We start from the raw sequence: 18047 nt of genomic DNA on the forward strand, positions 1-18047 counted from the left end.
TAAAAATAATTAATATTTAAAATGCTGAAACATATAATTTTATAATAAAAAATATTATAAAAAGTGATATTGATTAAGTATTCTTATATTAATTTTGCTGCAAATACTTATGATATTCATTTAAATCCAAATTATCAGTATTAGCATGATATATACATAATGGATTTTCTGCTTTCAAACCTAAATATTTAAAACTTGTTGTTATAGGAGATAGTATAGTATTAATACCAAACTCCAAAGAATCATAAAAAGATTTCTCTCCTCCTGCAGTAGTAATTATTTGAAAAGTTTTTCCTTCTAAACATTTGCTTTCGCTGCCATAAAGTATATCAGTTAAAACAGTATCCTCCCATTCTTTTAATAGGCTCGGAGTGCTGAACCAAAACAATGGAAACTGAAATATTATTTTATCATGTTCTTTTAATAAAGATATTTCTGACTTCACATTGTCTTTACTTATTTTATTATCTTTATATATTTCATTTAAATTATGAATTGTAATGTCTTTAAAATCTTTTATTGATTCTAATAGTTTACGATTGACTTTAGAATCATTCCAATAGGTATGTGAAAAAATTATAAGTGTTTTCATTTTATTTTTCTCCTTTGATGTATTAATTTTTATTTTATTATTTTTTAAATATTATTATTTTTTCTAATTTTTATTTTTGGTAAATAGTAGCTTATAAATATAAATAAACCCATTATAGATAAATAATCCATAAAGAAAAGTATTACAGGCTCTTCATAATTAAAAAAAGCAAACTCTACAAGCAAAAACATTTTATTGTATAATTCTCTTTTTATAAATGAAATAATACCATATACAGCAATTAATGAAGCTATTATTAACGCTATTTGTTTTTTTATATTGATAAACTTTTTACTCATATTGATAAACATACCCCAATGCATTCCTAAATGTGCCGACATAAATATAAATCCCCAAGAGCTTGAAATCATATGAAGACGTCTTGTAAACATTCCGCTGTTATGAATATTCAAAAATCCAAGCACCCTTTGAGAAAATAGTATTCCGCTTATCATTAATCCTATCATACATAAAAAAAGCATAGTATTAATAAATGTACTTAAAACCCTATTAAAATTATATTTTCCTTTAGGCAAGTTTTTGTACCAATTAAAATTAAGTATATGATGAAGTATAAAAAATATAAAAAGAAGAAAACCCAAATATTCATGTACGGCATCTCCAGTAAAATGATATGCCATCAAAATAAAAAATAGTAAAGTCATTATTATGTCTACAGTTGTTTTTATTATTTTTTTAGTCATTATGTATTTTACTCCTTTTTATATTATTATATTAATTCTTTAATAATCCAACTTTCTAAGCCAATCTAAAACTTTATTTTTTGATGTTTTTACTTCTGGTCTGTATATTCCTATAGGCTCTAATATTTTGCAGTCATCTGGAAGTAAGTTTCTCAAATCTCTTATAGTTCTTGAAAGCCCTCCTGTTCCATGAGTACAAAATGGTATTATGGTTTTTCCAGATAGATCATAGCTTTCAACAAATGTGAAAATAGCCATAGGGCAAGTATACCACCAATTAGGAAAACCCAAAAATATAACATCATAATCATCTATATTATTAACTCTTTGAGTAAGTCTTGGTCTTTCGTTATTATCCCTTTCTTTTCTAGCTTGATTAAGACATTCATCATAATCGCTTGAGTATTTATTTTCTGTTTTTATACTAAATAAATCGCCTCCTGTTTCCTCTTGTATCCATCCTGCAATTAATGCAGCATTGCCCGGAGAAAGTACGCTTGCAGATGTTTCAGCATCTGGGTCTATAGATGAAGGATTTTCAACTACAGTATTATCTGCCCAAGTAAAATATGCTATTAATATTTTTGAATTGCTTTGAGTATAATTAATATTAACATAATTATTTTGAGTATTATAATTATTATCACTTTCTATATTAGAAGTATTGTTATTTTTGCATGATATAACTATTGATAAAAGTAAAAAAATTAAGATTAAATTTTTCATATAACCTCCTATTATTTTTTAATAGTACGCCTATTATTTATTTTTTTATGACATGTGGAAGCAAAAAATTATTAACAAGCTTAAAATATTATTTATTATTTGATAATTCTCCATACCACCAAGAAGCTGTTACGCCTCCGTCCATAAGAAAATCACTTCCGGAAATAAAAGAGCCTCTATCACTCATTAAAAGCTCAGCCACATTTGCTACATCATCTGGAGTTCCTGCTCTTTTTGAAGGGCAAAGTTCAAGCATTTTTCTGTAGCTTTCTCCTCTTGGTCCGTTTAATTCATCATTGGCTAAAGGTGTAATTATTATACCGGGACTTATTGAATTTAACCTTGCTCCTCTTTTACCCCAATTTCCAGATTCATACATTACCCTTAAACAATTGCATCTTTTTGATAATTGATATGCCTTTAAAGTGTCTGTTGCTTTATCAAGTATAGGCAAAGATAATAATTTTTCAGTAGGAGTAGTTGCAAGTATTTTATTTTCTTCATCTGTCAAAGAACCTAAACGGTAGCCAGATTGTGAAGATATTGTTATACCGCTTCCTCCTTCTTCTATCACTTTACCAAACTCTTCAAGAAGTACAGATGTTCCATATAAATCAACTTTTAAAATATCTTTAATAGATGCTTGAGACGGCGAAACTCCTGCAGCATTAACAAAATATTTTATTTTTCCAAAACTTTTTGCAAAATCAATAAGTTTTAATATAGATTCTCTTGAAGAAATATCTGTTTCATATACAGAAGTTTGAAACCCAGCATTATATAATATTTGAGATTCTCTTTCAGCATTTTTTATGTTTAAATCTGCAAGTACTATATGTTTTCCTATTCCCATTCTTCTGGCTATTGCAATTCCTATAGAACCAGAGCCTGTTAAAACAAATACATCTTTTTTATTGTTCATTTTTATTCTCCTTAATAATTATTTATTTTTAAATTTCTTATCCAAGACTTTATTCTGCCGTCCTCGTATTGTATATTAGAGGAGTCTAATGCCAAGCCATTTAATATATTGGCATTTTTTATCATGTTTCTAATAGTATTATATGATCTTCCAGCACCGTATCCGTCATGAGTACAAAATGGTACTATAGTTTTTGATGACAAATTATAATCTCTTATAAATGAACGCACTGCCATTGGTACATCATTAGCCCATACTGGATATCCTATAAAAACAGTATTATATTTGTTTATATCAATATTTAGCGGCTTTATTTTTGGAAAATAATTATTACGCATTTCTTCATGATTTTTATCAACTAAATCGTCGAAGTTATCAGTGTATTTATCAACTGTTTCTATTAATCTAATATCAGCATTTAATTCGTTTTTTATTATATTAGCAGCATATTCTGTAGTACCCACTCTGTTATTATTTGCTATAATGCTTGCTGAAGTTGATGCGTCTATATTATCTTTAAATAAAGTATTTCCTACTCTTGAAAAATAAACAATCAAAATTTTTGAATTCTGTGCATATCCTATGTATGTAAACACTATAGAAAATATTATAATAATATATTTTTTCATGTACACTCCTTTTATGATAAAATTAATTTCTATATTTTATAAATGTATTGTCAGCTTTCGCAGAGCGAAGGCGGGAAAAAAATAACAAAAAATTTACAAACTTAAAAATTGTCAGTATAAACTAAAAGTTATATTTGCTCTTCTTTCTCCGTTGTTATATAAATCATGAAAAATACTTAAATCTGATGTAACTTTTACCTCCTATAGTAAGATTGGGATTAGTTTATTGTTTTATTATTTTGTATTTGCTTTCAGTTAAAAAATATTTATTAATTTATATACTGAAAGCAAGTTTATAATTTTTATAGTATGTTTATATTTTGAAGCCATGTTCTTATATTATTTTCTGAGCTATTAACACTTCTTCCAGATATACTTAGATGGTTTAATATATCAGAGTTAGGGCATAAAGTTTTTATATCATTTAAACTTCTTCCCATACCGCCTCCGCCATGTGTGCATAAAGGAGCTATTTTTTTACCGCTGAAATTATGAGTTTGTAATAATTGTTTTACTGCCTGAGGAATAGTGCCCCACCAATTAGGGTAACATAATATTATAGTGTCATAGTTAGCTAGATTATCTATATTAGCACTTAATCTCGGTAAAACATTATTATTTAATTCATCTCTTGCCTGATTTATAGTATCATTATAATCAGTAGGGTAGCTTTCTGCAGTTTTTACTTCAAACATATCAGCATGCGTCATGTTCTTTATCATATTGGCAGCTGTTTTCGTGTTTCCGCCCCAAGAGAAATACACTATTAAAGTTTTTGAGCTTTGAGCGTATAAGCCTCCTATTAATAATGTGCTTGAAAGAAGTAATGATACTAATATTGTTTTGATAATTTTTCTCATATTTAAACTCTCCTTTTATAAAATTTTTTTATTAACTTTTATAAAAAATGTATAGCTATTTTGCATTTTTTATTTATGTTATTATCAATAGATATAATAAGTATTATTCTTGTTTATTATTATTGTATATTGTTAATTACAGTTATAGCGTTTAATGTTCTTGGGTATCCTATATAAGGAAGGCATTGAGTTACAGCTTCTATCATCATATCTTTTGTGTTTCCCATTGCTATATTAGCATTTGCATGTGCTGTAGCCTGAGGTTCAGCTCCTCCTAAAGATATTATCATTATGAATGTTAAAAGCTCTCTTGTTTTTAAATCCAAACCTGTTCTAGTATAGAAATCTCCGAAACAGTTAGCTGATAAATAGTTCTGAATATGTTTTTGATTTGGGGCAGCATTTGAATGAGCAGTAAGTATTGCATTTCCAAATATGCTTACCTGAGTTTCTAATCCCTTATCAAATCTTGTTTCCTCTGTAACAGTTGATTGACTTTCTATAGGAAGTGATATATTTTTTGCTTTAAAAACTTCATTTGCTTTTTCTAAAGCTGCAAATACTCTTGGAAAACCTACATAAGGAGAACATTGATATAATGCCTCTTTTATCTCTATAGGTGTAACTCCAACATTCAAAGCTATTTCTACATGATCTTTTATAAAGTCAGTGCCTTGTGAAGCTGTTAGAGAAACTAATGTTACAAGTTCTCTTAATTTTGCATCTAATGAACCATGATTATAAACTTCGCCGTATAAAAAGTTATTGAATATACTTTCTAATTCTTCATCATTTGGTTTTGATGATTTAGCCTCTCTTTTGAATAATTCATTATATTTACTATTTGCTTTTTCTGTCATAGTTAGATTTCCTCCGCTATTATTAGTATTATTGTTATTTGCCTGACAAGATAATATTGTCATTAATAAAAATATTGATAAACTTAATTTTAATATTTTTTTCATTTAATAATCTCCTTATATTTTAATATTTCATATTTAATAATTTTTTTATAAACTTTTCATCTTCATTAAGAAATATAATATTTTTATTATTGTCTAAAGTTTTTATAATATTCATATCATTATCATCTAATATAAAATCAAATATTTTAGAGTTTTCTATTATCCTCTCTTTATTAACACTTTTGGGTATAATAGGTATATTTCTTTGAGTTAGCCATCTTAAAATAACTTGAGCTATAGTTTTATTATATTTTTTTCCTATACTTTTTAATATTTCATTATTGAAAATATTATTACTGCCTTCTGCTAAAGGAGCCCAAGATTCTAATGTGATATTATACTCTTTCATTAATTCTTGGTCTTCCCATCTTTGAAAGAATGGATGAGTTTCTATTTGATTAATAGCCGGTATTATTTTATGATTATGTACAAAATCAATTAATCTATCTTTATAGAAGTTGCAAACTCCTATAGCTTTTATATGTCCAGCTTCGTATAATTCTTCAATTGCTTTCCAAGCAGAATAATAATTACCAAAAGGCATATGGATCAAATATAAATCTAAATAATCTAATCCCAATTTTTCCATAGATATTTGAAATGCTTTTTTTGCCTTATCATAATCTGCATCTTGTATCCATAATTTTGTGGTTATAAACATCTCTTTTCTATTTATACCGCTTTCTTTTATAGCATCTCCTACCGCTTTTTCATTCATATATATAGATGCTGTGTCTATATGTCTGTAGCCTGCTTCAATAGCATAAATACATGCTTTTTTGCATTCTTCGTAATTATCTATTTGGTATACTCCAAATCCAAGAATAGGCATTTCAACACCATTATTTAGTTTTATATTATTCATAATCTCTCCATTTTTTTATTATACCTATTTTATTTTTTTATTTTAGCATTAGAGTTTACTCCAATGTCAATAGCAAAATTGTAATTTTTTTATTTAATTTTATAAATTAGCAATTTTTAATTTGCTTTCTCTATACGAATTTCAAAATATCCTTTTATATTTGAAAGTTTTGATATATCAGAAATATTTTCAAATCTTCCCAAATAAATTAAATTATTCGAATATCTGAAATTTTTATAAAATATAGCCAAATTACCCCAAGGAGCATAATAAGTTATATCACCTGCTTTTGGAGTTATGCCGTCTGGTTCATTTTGAGTATTTAATTTTTTACTCAAATATGATATTTTCTCTGTACCATTAAAATCTTCAATCTTCAAATTCATAGGCAGAAGCGATAAAAAATCATTTCCAGCATTTGAATTTGTTATTAAAGCATAAACTTCATTATCATTAAATATTAATTTTACTTTTGTACTTTGTGTAAAAGCATTCATTGTAAATATACTCGATATAAGTAATATAAAAGCAATAGTATTTTTCATAAATAAATCTCTAGTAAAAGTATTTAATCATTTATTTTTATATTATTGATTAGTATAGCTGTAATATTCTTCATCAGTAACATGTTCCATCCAAGTAACATTGTTTCCGTTTGAATCACCTGTTATAGCAACATGTTTCATATAAGAATTTGGAGAAGCTCCATGCCAATGTTTAACATTTGAAGGGCAGTATAAAATATCTCCTGCTCTAAACTCCTGAATGGGTTTTCCTTCTTCTTGAGTAAGTCCTACACCTTCAACAACTATTAAATGCTGTCCTGCTGGGTGTGTATGCCATGCACTTCTTGCTCCCGGCTGAAATGTAACATAGGCTACTGAGAATTTAGATGTTTCATTAGGTGCTGTTATACTTTCAACTTCAACATCGCCTGTAAAATAGTCTGCTGAACCTTTAGATTTTTGACCATCGCCTTTTTTTATCAATACTGTTTCTTCTGGCGATTTTGCATATTCATAACCATTTGAAGCCTCTTTACTTCCTGCATTACATGATACAGCAGTAAATATTATTGATAAAGTAAAAGTAATTAGTAAATATTTTTTCATTTTCTCTCCTTTTTGTAAAAAATCTTTTATGATTATAGCATTAGAGTTCACTCCAATGTCAATATATAATTATGAGAAATTGAAAAAAAATAATTGAATTTTTTGTTATTGTGTTTGATTATTAAGAAGTTTTTTTATCAGTATTAATTTTGTTTATTTTTATTCTTAGAATTATTCCTATCAATGCTATTATGAATGTGATAAATAAAGCATGATACAAATTTAGTTTTATATCATATTTTAGAAAACTTATGTTGCTGAACTTTTTTGCTAAATCTATTAAAAGTGAAGAACAAAACTCTACTGTTAAAGCAGGATAAACTGATATAGGACTAAATATCACATATGAAACTATAGTTATTATCGATGATGAAAGTATTATAAATGATAAAGGCACTGCAAATATATTTGCTATTATAGAGGTTAGATTTAATATTGAAAAATGATATATGCTAAGTGGAAGAACTATGATAAGGGCAAATACATTGATAGATAAAAACGATAAAGATTTTATTATGATACTTTTTGTTATTTCTAAGACTTTATTATTAGTATTAATATTTTTTATATTTTTTATTACATAGAAATTAATAATAGGATAGTAAAGAATTATTCCCAAAGTTGCTAAAAATGAAAATTGGAAGCTAATATCTTTTATAGAATTAGGATTAAGCAGAAGTATTATTAAAGCAGATAAAAATAATGCATTAACAGAGTTTCTATTTCTATCAAAATAGTATGATATAGTAAAACATACTGCCATTATACTTGCTCTTATTATAGAAACAGAAAATAAAGTAATAGGCGGATATATTATTACTGTTATGATTGCTGATATTAATATTCTTTTGTAAAAGTTTAGATGGAAAAATGATAATATTAAATACAAAATTGAAAGTATCATTGAAATATGAAGACCTGATATAGAAAGTATATGAGATATTCCAGAATCTATAAAATATTTTCTTATATGATAAGGAATAATATTTTTATCGCCTATCATAATACCTTGTGCTATAGTATATGGTATTGCATCAATATTTTCTCCAAGCGACTTTTTTATAATGTTTCTTATTTTTAGAGCATATGCATTTATATAGTTTATAATAGAAAAGCCTTCTTTTTGAACAACAAAATTATTATACGGATATATGCTTGCTGCTCCATAAAGCATTTTCTCAGAAAGTACTTTTATTATAGTTTTTGAATCGTAAATATCATCATTGGTTAATATATTTTTATATAGATTTAATTTTGAAGATACAGTTATTTCATCATTAATGTATATTGGTTTTAGTGAACTATTATAAAGTCTTATATTTCCAGCATAATTATACCAATTAGTACCATCATAAACTTTATCTACATAGGCAATATATCTGTCTCTAAAACCTACAACTCCGTCATATGATAATATTTTTGCATTGTATGCTTTTATTGGCTTATCAAAAGTATTAAGAGGATTTTTAAATATGTCATAATATCTTGTAATAGTGTAGCTGTATCCTATAAATAAAGATGATAGTATAAGTATTATTAAAGAAATATAATAATACTTTTTTAATGCTAGTATTATTGATATAATAATTAATGTAAATGCTAATGTCAATGAAATATAAATAAATGTTTGATTTACAAATGCTAAAGAAATACCTACTGCAAAAAATAAAGTTATGTATATAATGTATGTAAGCGGATATATAAAAATATTTTTCATTATATTAATATTTATCTTTTGACAATTCCGTAGAATATGATATTTATAATGATATCCAAATCCTTTTCATAGTCTTCTGAACTTTTATTTTTTACCCATTCAATTTCAAAGCCTTTTATAATAGCCAAAACAGCCTCAGTAGCAAGTCTTAAATCTATATTAAATAACCCTTTTTTTACTCCGCTTCTTAATATCATTTTTATAGTGTTGTACTCTTCTTTATGATATTGTGCTCTCATATGTTCTATAAGAGTAAAGTCTTCAAATATTTCACTATGCAATGCTTCATAAAGATTTGCTAATTTTATATAACCTTTCTGTCTTGTGAGAATATATGCTCTTAATTTTGCTTCTGCTGTATCCTCTTTTTTTATAGCCTCATACAATTCTTTTTTTAAGTCATTAGCTTCATTTTCAGCTATGGCAAAAAATATTTCCTCTTTACTTTTAAAATAATGATAAATACTGCTTTTAGATTTATGTACCATTAGAGCTATATCGCTCATAGAAGCTTTTTTAAATCCGTACTTTTTGAATAGTCTTTTTCCTGCATTTACTATTTGTTCACGAGGCGTCATCTGTATTTACCTTCTGCTGCTTATTTGATTATAATTATTATATACTCTATTTTTTATTTGTCAAAGATGTATAATATTATAATTATTTTGTCTCATTGGTGATAATAAAAGTAGTTCTGTTTTCGTTAGTATTTCCAACATAATCTATAGATGCAGTATTAATTTCGCCTGTGGTTTGATTATTATATTTTTCATAATAATTTTTTACATCAGCCATATTTGATACTTCAGGTATTATTGTTTCTACATAAGGCATAGAAGTTACTTCAATCATATTATTTGTAAACTCTTCATTGAGTTCTATATTTTTTGTTGATAGTTTATTAGAATTGTCAATATTAACTTCTGTAAACGGTTCAACTTTAGTTCCATTAACTTCGCCTTCTCCATATAAGAATTGAGCTTTTGTGTTTCCATTGGTATATGATATTGCAGCGGCTCCTGATACTTTGATACTTGCATTAGAAGTTAATACGATGATAGAGTCTGCTTTAGCATTTGATGAAGCGGCAATTAAAAAATCTCCATTATCTAAAGTTAATTTTGTATTTCCTGTTCTATCATAGGATTCATCTATATTTAGTGAGGAGTTTTCTTTAACTTTGAATATATTATTACTTTCTAAATATGAAGTTAGAGAAGAATTATTTTCTGTGGATATATTATCTTTGGTGAATAATAAATCTCCATTTCTTGCAGGTTTTACTATAGCCTTTTGAGAAGATATTTTTACTTTTCCTTTAACATCAACTACTTTCATATACTGATTTGTTTTATATGCTGACTGCAGTGTTAAAGCTATAGAAAGCATTAATAATATAGAAATAATTTTCTTATTCATAGATAAACTCCGTAAAATACATATTACACTATTAATATTATCGGCATTAAAAAAATTATCAATACAGTTTTTTTTTACTGTACGTATATTTTTACAGTAGAGCTTCTTATAATTTCTCCATCATCAGTTTTTGCTTCTATATAAAAAGTATAATCACCTTGTTTTAATGTCCATTTTACATAATCTTTTTTTAAGTCATTAATATTCGCAATTACTTCTTTGTTACAGTATAAATCGGCTGACACTATATTTTTTGGTATGTATGATGATATAAAAATATTTTGATATTCTATAGGCAGAGTGGAGTCTATTTTGTATACAGAGTTATCAGTAGGTTCTTTTATTGAAAGCCTTTCTCTTATATTATTTATTTGGTTATTATTTTTTATTTCAGATGAAGAATTATAAGTATTTATATTATTTAGATTCATTTGAACTCTGTTAGTTGAAACATAATCAATATTACTTTCTAAATTATTGCTTTGATTATTATTTTTCATTCTATTATATGCATATATATTATTAATTTTTGTCCATTCTGAAGTAGGGCGTTCTATTTGCTGCTCTCTTATCCAGCCATTATATTCATTAGGAAGATTAATAAAAACTTTTTCTGTAAGAGATCCGTCAGAATTTGTTTTTATATATAAGTTGTGAACATCGCATTCTTCTTTTGGAACATTTATATGAGAGAACTCTTCAACTCTTGTTTCTTTGCAGAACTCTCCTCTAAGTTTTCCGCTTATAAGACATATTTCTCTTTTTACTATAGTATCTGGTTTGTCCCATTTAGTTTCTTTCTGACTTTTATTAAGCATAGTAAATATATCATAAAGTATAGGCACAGCACCATTTCCTCCAGTTATATTAATCATCTCACTTCCTGCAAAGTCTCCAAGCCAAATACCTACTATATAATCTTTAGTATAACCTACAGCCCATGCATCTCTTGATCCTTTTGATGTGCCTGTTTTTATTGCTATAGAAAATGGATATACTATTCCCTTATAACTTCTAAAAGAACCCATTCTTGCATTTCTGTCAGAGAGTATGCTTGTTATTAAATATGCACTCTCTTCTGATATAACTTTTCTAGTTGTTTTTTTAGGGAGAGTTATAATTTCTCCGTTTGCTTTTTTTAATGAAGTGATTGAGTAATGATTTATAAATGTACCAGAGTTTGGAAATATACTGTATGCCGAAGCTAAATCTATCAAACGCACTTCAGCACTTCCAAGCACCAAAGAATATCCGTAATAGTCTGGATTTTTATCTATAGAACTTAATCCAGATTTTAAAAGTATATTTTGAAAATCTCTTATACTATATCTTGCGAGCCATTTAACTGCAGGTATATTAAGTGAATTAGCTAATGCATCTCTTATGGTAACTGGACCTCTATATTTATGATCAAAGTTTTCTGGTATATAATCTCCCCCCGGGGAATTAATATAAGTTTTAATATCGGCTATAACAGAAGCAGGTGATTCTCTCTTATCAAATATATAGGCATACATAAAAGGCTTTAAAGTACTTCCAGCCTGTCTTAATGCTGTTGCTCCATTTACTGCTCCATGTGTTTCTGCATCAAAATAGTCCATAGAGCCTATCATTGAAAGCACTTCTCCTGTTTTGGCATTAAGTATTACGCATGAAATATTACGTACATTAAAGGTATGAAGAGACTGACTTGAATTGCTTATAACCAAAACTGCCTCCTTTTGCATATTGTAGTCTAATGTAGTTCTTAATTCTGTTACGCCTGTATATTTTAATTGTTCTAATGATTCTCTTGCATACATTGTAAAGTGAGGTGCTTTGAAAGTATATTTATCTTTATCATTATAAATATTTAATTTTTCATTAATACTTTTATTATAATCTTCTTCTGTGATGAAATTATTGTTTTTCATTTCTCCTAATACATATATTGTTCTTGATTTTAATCTCTCTTCATATTTATAAGGATTAAACTTTGTACCAGACTTTATTATAGAAGCAAGCATTGCAGATTCATTATTATTTAAATCATTAACTTTTTTATGAAAGTACAAATCGCTTGCTGCACCAACTCCGTAGCAGTTATTTCCAAAGAATACTCTATTTAAATATTCAGTGAGTATTTCTTCTTTTTTGAGATTTTTTTCTAGTCTTATTGCATCAAGTGCTTCATAGAATTTATTAATATATGTTCTTTCACGAGGAATTATACTTTTAGCTAGCTGCTGAGTAATTGTACTTCCTCCAGAAACTACTTTTCCGCTTATTAAGTTTGATAAAAATGCTCTTATTATAGCTTTATAGTCTATACCATTGTGATTAAAGAAGTTTTTATCCTCTGCACTCACTACGGCATTAATCAAATTTGTTGATAAATCTTTATATTTTACCTCTTCAAAAAATCCGCCATGCTTTGGAAATATAGTTGATATTAGTATTGAGTTTCTGTCATATATTTTTAAAGCTCTATCTTCATTAATATTTAATTCATTTTTTGAAAAAGGATTACTTATATATTCTTTGCAATGTTTATAAAAATTGTAGCCTTTTGGTATAAATATAATTGATAGTATTATTAAAGATAATAATATAGAGTATATTATAGTTAGTGCTGTTCTTCTTATTGTTTTTTCCATACTTATTTTCATGATTTTTCCTATTGGCATTATTTTATATAAAAGAAAAAAATAGTCAAATTATTTGTAATTTTCTGCAAAATAGAATTTGTTTATTTACTGCTGTTTTTCTAGTACATCAGTAAGTATATTTATTATAGTGCATTATATATAATCTGAAACGTAATTTTGTAAAATTATTTTAAAATTATTGACAATAGTAATTTTTTTGATTATACTTAGCTTATACCCTAATAGTGTTTATATGATATTATCATATTTGGAGTTATTATGAGCAAATTTTGCAGTTTATCATTCAAATTACCATTTATTATTATTCTTATGGCTGTATTGATGCTCGGATTTTTGTTAAGTAGTTCAATTTATTTTGCAAATAAAGGTATAACTCAAAGTACATATACAGGATTTCAGAATACTGCTGAAGGATATGCTAATTTGTTTGATTCTATATTAGATGCTCAGATTATGGTTTCAGTAGCATATGCAAGCAGTTCAAATATAAGAAATTTTTTAATATATAAAGATGATGCTTACAGAAGATCCGGTTTAGTAGACTTGGATTTATTTGTAAAAAGAAATGAATATATAGAAAATATTTACATACTTGATACTAACGGAACTATTGTTTTAGACAGAAATAATACCCTATACGGACAAAGTATAACGCAGTATAGACCAAATTTATGGGAAAATTTGAGAATGGGAGAAGAGTATGCTTTTTCTAAAAATTTAAGACTATCGCCTACAACAGGTGAGCTTACTCTAGCTTTGGGTATAGAAGTTCTCGATTTTGAAAATAGGCTAATAGGTTATTTGATAATGGTCATACAAGGTGCTGTTATACATCAGAAATATTTTGCTCATGTTCAGCTTGGTAAAACAGGAAGAATAATAACTGTCAACGATAATTCTATAGTTACTATGGATACAGACCCTGCTGAGATAAGTAAAGAAGCTCCTTCAGAATATACTAGAATAATACAAAGCGGATCTTTAGAAGGACAGTTTAGATATGAATTTAATAATCATATAAGAGCAGGATATTATCAGAAAATGACAGTTCAGCCTTGGATAGTAGCATATGCGATGGACGAGGATGAGATTTATGAAATTAATAAATCAATAGTGGCAACAAGTATAATTATAGGTATAATATCTGTTGTTTTTATGGCATTGGTGGTATTTTTATTTACTAGAAGTATTATAAAGCCTTTAAAAATTATAGTTGAAGAAGCTAAGGAGATAGAAAACGGCAATCTTATTATGCACAGAAGAAAACTAAACAGAAAAGATGAACTTGGAGAATTATCGCATTCTTTTCATAATATGAAATATAAGTTAATAGAAGTAATAGAAACTACACTTAATAATGCAGATAAAATGTCTCAGGCTGCTAATAGTCTGGCTGCTGGCAATAAAGATTTGGCACATAAGGCAGAGAATACAGCTGCTAATCTTGAAGAAACTGCTTCTTCTATGCAGGAAATAGCTTCAGCAATAACTATGGCTACGAATAATTCTGTAAAAGGTAATGAGATGATGAATGACTGTAAAATAGCTATAGAAAATGCAGCTGCAACTGTATCAAATACTGTAAAAAGTATGAATGAAGTTAATAATGACAGTGAAAAAATTAAAGATATAATAAAAGTTATAGAAGGTATAGCTTTTCAGACTAATATATTAGCTCTTAATGCAGCAGTTGAAGCAGCACGTGCTGGGGATCAGGGTAAAGGTTTTGCTGTTGTAGCAAGCGAAGTTAGAAGTTTGGCACAAAATAGTCAGACTTCTGCTAAAGATATTACAGAATTAATTAATCTGGTATATGAAAAAATAAATAAAGCTAATGAAATCGTAGAAAGTCAGGAACAATTATTTGTAGGAATAAGAGAACAAATAGAAGAGACGGCAAATATTATAAAAGATATAAGTTCAGCTGCTTTAGAACAGCAGTCTGGTGTAGATCAGGTTAATAAAGCAGTTATGGAAATGGACTCTATTACTCAGGAAAATGCTGCTTTGGTAGAAGAATCAACTGCTTCCTCAATATCTCTTTATAATGATGCTAGAGAACTTCAAAATATTGTTGGATTCTTTAAGATAGAAAAGTAAAATATTATTAGATATATATTGGAACAATTTTATTTTGTCAACTGATGCACTTTATACGTAATTATCAATTTTTGCTGAAGATTCGTCAAAGTTGCTGCCATTGTGGGGGAGAGCATCGGTAAAATAACTGCAGCATAGCTGTGAAGCTATGAAAATATTTAAAATTTAAAAAATTAATTTTTATAAACTATATATTTTTTACTATACTGGTAAAGTATTTTGAAATTTGTTATTTTATATAAAGATGAATAATATATGTTTAATATAAAAAAATTCAGCAGACTAATTGAATAAAGAACTAATTAATAATAATAAAATATTTATCAGAAAAATAATGGACTTATTTTTTATAAAAAAGAGATACTTAAATAAAAGTACCTCTTCATTATTATAATAACTTTATTAAAATCAATATTTTATAGCATTGGTTTGATTATAATTTATCAAAATATATGAATGAAGTCTTCCGTCACTTCCTTTATAAACATTCATATTAAGCGGGTCAACTTCCCATATTCTATCAACTACAAAATTATAATAATAATTTCCAGATTCTGGTCTTAAAGTTATAACCCATAAATTATTAGAATATGTCATAGGATATCTTAAACTATCAAAACCTAATTTATCTGAAGTAAACATAACTTCCTTAGCGGTATTGTTGCTGTAGAAGAAAGTAACTGTTCCGTCAGAGTTATAAATAGGATTTTTTTCATAAAAACCTATATCATTAGTTAAAACAAAGTAACTTACAGACTGATTATTATTGTCGTATTCTGTATATGGATTTACCGGATCGTTAATCCATACCCCATTAACTCTGTAACGGTATGAATATTTACCTGCTTTTAATGGTGTCTGCCAAAGATAATAATAAACTCCATATGAACTTTTAATAAGAGGTATGCTGTCTTCCCAATTATTAAAATCACCCGATACTTCTACAGAATCATAATTTTCAGCAAAAGTAAATAATACGCCGTCAGTTACTATACGAGGTGCCATAACATCTTGTATATTATAATATTTTAAAAACTCAAGGCTGTTCATTCTAGCTTCGTATTGTTCTATACTTTCATAATCTTTATCTTTACAAGAAATAAAAACTATAGAAAAAATTATAATTGCTGATATTAATGCAGATATTTTTTTCATTGTTATTTCAACCTGTTATATTTAATTTACTTTCGCCTTCATCTTTTTTGGTGCTGGAAGATTTATTCTCAGTGTTTCCTTTAGCAATCTGTTCTTCAACACCTTCCCAAGCCATTTTTAGTTCTTTAAGATATCTTATTACTTCAAGCAGAGGAGGTTTAGTTTTAGATATATTGCCTTCTGTGAGTTTTTGATTCATATAAGTATATATAGAAGCAAGTCTGTTAGCTATATCGCCTGCTTCATAATTTAGAGAAGACAAAAGTTCATAAATAATTTCCTGAGCTTTTAATATATTATTATGGGCTTCTTCAGTGCCATGTTTTTTATCCATAGCTGCACAAGCTGTTTCTAAAAACTTTATAGCACCGTCATAAAGCATAATAATTAATCTGTTTTGAGAAGCTGTGCTTACATCAACCTTTTTATATTTTTCGTAACCGTTATTACTAGCCAATTGAATCCCCCAAATATATTATTATGTTAATTGTTTAATATTATCGGAAAATCATAAAAACCATAAGATATTTTTTAACAATTAACATCTTATAAAAAATTTGCTGTAATAATATCTATTATAGCATATAATTATATCTTATAACAGATTTATTTGAAAATTATTGATAATTTAATAAATATTATACACTATTTTTATATTTTCAATAAGTATTATAATTAATAAAAACCATCAATAGGAAATAATTATGATTAATCTAAAATTAAATAACTCTATAGAAATGCCTATATTAGGGCTTGGAGTATATAAAATAACTGATAAAAAAGAATTAGAAAATGCTGTAAGATTTGCAATAGAAGCAGGATACAGAAAATTTGATACTGCACAATTTTATAATAATGAAAAGGAACTCGGAGAGGCTATAAGAAAGACTGGAATAAAAAGAGAAGAAGTATTTATAACTACAAAAATATGGAACACCAAACAAGGGTATAATTCTACAAGGAAATCATTTGAAGAGAGTTTGGAAAAACTTAATATGGACTATGTAGATTTACTTCTTATTCATTGGCCTGGTCAGAATAAAGATAGATATTTGGATACTTACAGGGCTTTAGAAAATATATGTCAAAGTAAGAAGGCTAAATCAATAGGGTTGAGCAATTTTGAAATAAAGCATTTAAAAGATATATTTGCTCATTGCAATATAGCTCCTACTGTTAATCAAATAGAAAGACATCCAAATTTGCCTAGAAATGAATTAGTTGATTTCTGTAAAAAACATAATATGGCTGTAGAGGCTTGGTCGCCTTTAGGAAGAGGAAAGCTGCTTGATAATGAAGTTATTATTGATATAGCAAAAAAATATAATAAAACACCTGCTCAAATAATATTAAGATGGAATATAGAAAGCGGTATTTCTGTTATACCTAAATCTGTAAATAAAAACAGAATAGAAGAAAATATTGATGTATTTGATTTTAATTTAGATAAAAACGATATGGAAAGGATTAATTCTTTAGAAAATGGGGATAGAATAGGGGCTGATCCTTTAGTTTTTGATTTTTGAGATGTTTATTTTTCTTACTATGCAATAAAATTAATTATTTGAAATAATAATAATTAGTATTTACAAAGTTTCAAAAAAATGTATACTATTTATTAATTTTTTATTAT

At 26.9% G+C, this 18047-nt stretch carries 18 protein-coding genes; 2 read left to right on the top strand and 16 right to left on the bottom strand.

The annotated features are described in order from the left end of the window. Positions 1-88 precede the first annotated feature (88 nt). The 14 genes from BMUR_RS12530 to pbpC form a co-directional block, all read right to left on the bottom strand. A complete protein-coding gene (locus BMUR_RS12530) occupies positions 89-592 on the bottom strand; it encodes an NAD(P)H-dependent oxidoreductase (protein WP_013114912.1) in 504 nt (167 codons plus the stop codon). A gap of 44 nt (positions 593-636) precedes the next feature. Next, positions 637-1296, bottom strand: a complete 660-nt coding sequence (locus tag BMUR_RS12535) for a DUF4405 domain-containing protein (RefSeq protein ID WP_013114913.1) — start codon at positions 1294-1296, stop codon at positions 637-639. Between the two features lie 39 nt (positions 1297-1335). Continuing rightward, positions 1336-2022 (bottom strand): flavodoxin, encoded by a 687-nt coding sequence (locus tag BMUR_RS12540; protein WP_013114914.1) that lies wholly within the window; start codon positions 2020-2022, stop codon positions 1336-1338. Between the two features lie 88 nt (positions 2023-2110). Further along, on the bottom strand, positions 2111-2944 hold the full coding sequence (locus BMUR_RS12545) for an SDR family oxidoreductase (RefSeq protein WP_013114915.1): 834 nt from the start codon (positions 2942-2944) through the stop codon (positions 2111-2113). A gap of 11 nt (positions 2945-2955) precedes the next feature. After that, positions 2956-3573 carry a flavodoxin gene (locus BMUR_RS12550; RefSeq protein WP_013114916.1) on the bottom strand — a complete coding sequence of 206 codons (618 nt, stop codon included), beginning with the start codon at positions 3571-3573 and terminating at the stop codon, positions 2956-2958. Between the two features lie 302 nt (positions 3574-3875). After that, a complete protein-coding gene (locus tag BMUR_RS12555; protein ID WP_013114917.1) occupies positions 3876-4433 on the bottom strand; it encodes a flavodoxin in 558 nt (185 codons plus the stop codon). Positions 4434-4552: 119 nt separating this feature from the next. Continuing rightward, positions 4553-5398: a carboxymuconolactone decarboxylase family protein gene (locus BMUR_RS12560; protein WP_013114918.1), complete on the bottom strand. Its 846-nt coding sequence runs from the start codon at positions 5396-5398 to the stop codon at positions 4553-4555. A 19-nt stretch (positions 5399-5417) separates the two neighbouring features. After that, positions 5418-6263 (bottom strand): aldo/keto reductase, encoded by an 846-nt coding sequence (locus BMUR_RS12565; RefSeq protein ID WP_013114919.1) that lies wholly within the window; start codon positions 6261-6263, stop codon positions 5418-5420. A 116-nt stretch (positions 6264-6379) separates the two neighbouring features. After that, positions 6380-6808, bottom strand: coding sequence for a cyclophilin-like fold protein (locus BMUR_RS12570; RefSeq protein WP_013114920.1), 429 nt, complete (start codon positions 6806-6808; stop codon positions 6380-6382). Between the two features lie 42 nt (positions 6809-6850). Further along, a complete protein-coding gene (locus BMUR_RS12575) occupies positions 6851-7375 on the bottom strand; it encodes a (R)-mandelonitrile lyase (protein ID WP_013114921.1) in 525 nt (174 codons plus the stop codon). Positions 7376-7496: 121 nt separating this feature from the next. Continuing rightward, entirely contained in the window at positions 7497-9092 is a 1596-nt protein-coding gene (locus BMUR_RS12580; protein WP_013114922.1) for a ComEC/Rec2 family competence protein, read from the bottom strand. An 11-nt stretch (positions 9093-9103) separates the two neighbouring features. Further along, complete coding sequence (locus BMUR_RS12585) at positions 9104-9670, bottom strand: TetR/AcrR family transcriptional regulator (protein WP_013114923.1); 567 nt, start codon at positions 9668-9670, stop codon at positions 9104-9106. Between the two features lie 82 nt (positions 9671-9752). After that, positions 9753-10511 carry a FecR domain-containing protein gene (locus BMUR_RS12590; RefSeq protein WP_013114924.1) on the bottom strand — a complete coding sequence of 253 codons (759 nt, stop codon included), beginning with the start codon at positions 10509-10511 and terminating at the stop codon, positions 9753-9755. 74 nt (positions 10512-10585) lie between these two features. Next, positions 10586-13147: a penicillin-binding protein 1C gene (gene pbpC, locus BMUR_RS12595; protein WP_041750136.1), complete on the bottom strand. Its 2562-nt coding sequence runs from the start codon at positions 13145-13147 to the stop codon at positions 10586-10588. 270 nt (positions 13148-13417) lie between these two features. Between pbpC and BMUR_RS12600 the strand changes: the two genes are divergently transcribed. Next, on the top strand, positions 13418-15259 hold the full coding sequence (locus BMUR_RS12600) for a methyl-accepting chemotaxis protein (protein WP_013114926.1): 1842 nt from the start codon (positions 13418-13420) through the stop codon (positions 15257-15259). A gap of 408 nt (positions 15260-15667) precedes the next feature. Here BMUR_RS12600 and BMUR_RS12605 read toward each other — a convergent pair whose 3' ends face one another. Then, a complete protein-coding gene (locus BMUR_RS12605) occupies positions 15668-16414 on the bottom strand; it encodes a glycoside hydrolase family 13 (protein WP_013114927.1) in 747 nt (248 codons plus the stop codon). Between the two features lie 7 nt (positions 16415-16421). Beyond that, entirely contained in the window at positions 16422-16871 is a 450-nt protein-coding gene (gene fliS, locus BMUR_RS12610; RefSeq protein WP_013114928.1) for a flagellar export chaperone FliS, read from the bottom strand. A gap of 247 nt (positions 16872-17118) precedes the next feature. Between fliS and BMUR_RS12615 the strand changes: the two genes are divergently transcribed. Beyond that, entirely contained in the window at positions 17119-17940 is an 822-nt protein-coding gene (locus BMUR_RS12615; RefSeq protein WP_013114929.1) for an aldo/keto reductase, read from the top strand. Positions 17941-18047 lie beyond the last annotated feature (107 nt).

It is taken from the genome of Brachyspira murdochii DSM 12563 (assembly GCF_000092845.1).
Lineage (GTDB): Bacteria > Spirochaetota > Brachyspiria > Brachyspirales > Brachyspiraceae > Brachyspira > Brachyspira murdochii.

Bases quoted from the DNA above. Each gene is read 5' to 3' on its own strand.
- BMUR_RS12530 (WP_013114912.1), bottom strand. From the start codon at position 592: ATGAAAACACTTATAATTTTTTCACATACCTATTGGAATGATTCTAAA.
- BMUR_RS12550 (WP_013114916.1), bottom strand. From the start codon at position 3,573: ATGAAAAAATATATTATTATAATATTTTCTATAGTGTTTACATACATA.
- BMUR_RS12570 (WP_013114920.1), bottom strand. From the start codon at position 6,808: ATGAAAAATACTATTGCTTTTATATTACTTATATCGAGTATATTTACA.
- BMUR_RS12580 (WP_013114922.1), bottom strand. From the start codon at position 9,092: ATGAAAAATATTTTTATATATCCGCTTACATACATTATATACATAACT.
- BMUR_RS12585 (WP_013114923.1), bottom strand. From the start codon at position 9,670: ATGACGCCTCGTGAACAAATAGTAAATGCAGGAAAAAGACTATTCAAA.
- BMUR_RS12575 (WP_013114921.1), bottom strand. From the start codon at position 7,375: ATGAAAAAATATTTACTAATTACTTTTACTTTATCAATAATATTTACT.
- BMUR_RS12605 (WP_013114927.1), bottom strand. From the start codon at position 16,414: ATGAAAAAAATATCTGCATTAATATCAGCAATTATAATTTTTTCTATA.
- BMUR_RS12560 (WP_013114918.1), bottom strand. From the start codon at position 5,398: ATGAAAAAAATATTAAAATTAAGTTTATCAATATTTTTATTAATGACA.
- BMUR_RS12535 (WP_013114913.1), bottom strand. From the start codon at position 1,296: ATGACTAAAAAAATAATAAAAACAACTGTAGACATAATAATGACTTTA.
- BMUR_RS12555 (WP_013114917.1), bottom strand. From the start codon at position 4,433: ATGAGAAAAATTATCAAAACAATATTAGTATCATTACTTCTTTCAAGC.
- BMUR_RS12540 (WP_013114914.1), bottom strand. From the start codon at position 2,022: ATGAAAAATTTAATCTTAATTTTTTTACTTTTATCAATAGTTATATCA.
- BMUR_RS12565 (WP_013114919.1), bottom strand. From the start codon at position 6,263: ATGAATAATATAAAACTAAATAATGGTGTTGAAATGCCTATTCTTGGA.
- BMUR_RS12590 (WP_013114924.1), bottom strand. From the start codon at position 10,511: ATGAATAAGAAAATTATTTCTATATTATTAATGCTTTCTATAGCTTTA.
- BMUR_RS12615 (WP_013114929.1), top strand. From the start codon at position 17,119: ATGATTAATCTAAAATTAAATAACTCTATAGAAATGCCTATATTAGGG.
- BMUR_RS12545 (WP_013114915.1), bottom strand. From the start codon at position 2,944: ATGAACAATAAAAAAGATGTATTTGTTTTAACAGGCTCTGGTTCTATA.
- BMUR_RS12600 (WP_013114926.1), top strand. From the start codon at position 13,418: ATGAGCAAATTTTGCAGTTTATCATTCAAATTACCATTTATTATTATT.
- pbpC (WP_041750136.1), bottom strand. From the start codon at position 13,147: ATGGAAAAAACAATAAGAAGAACAGCACTAACTATAATATACTCTATA.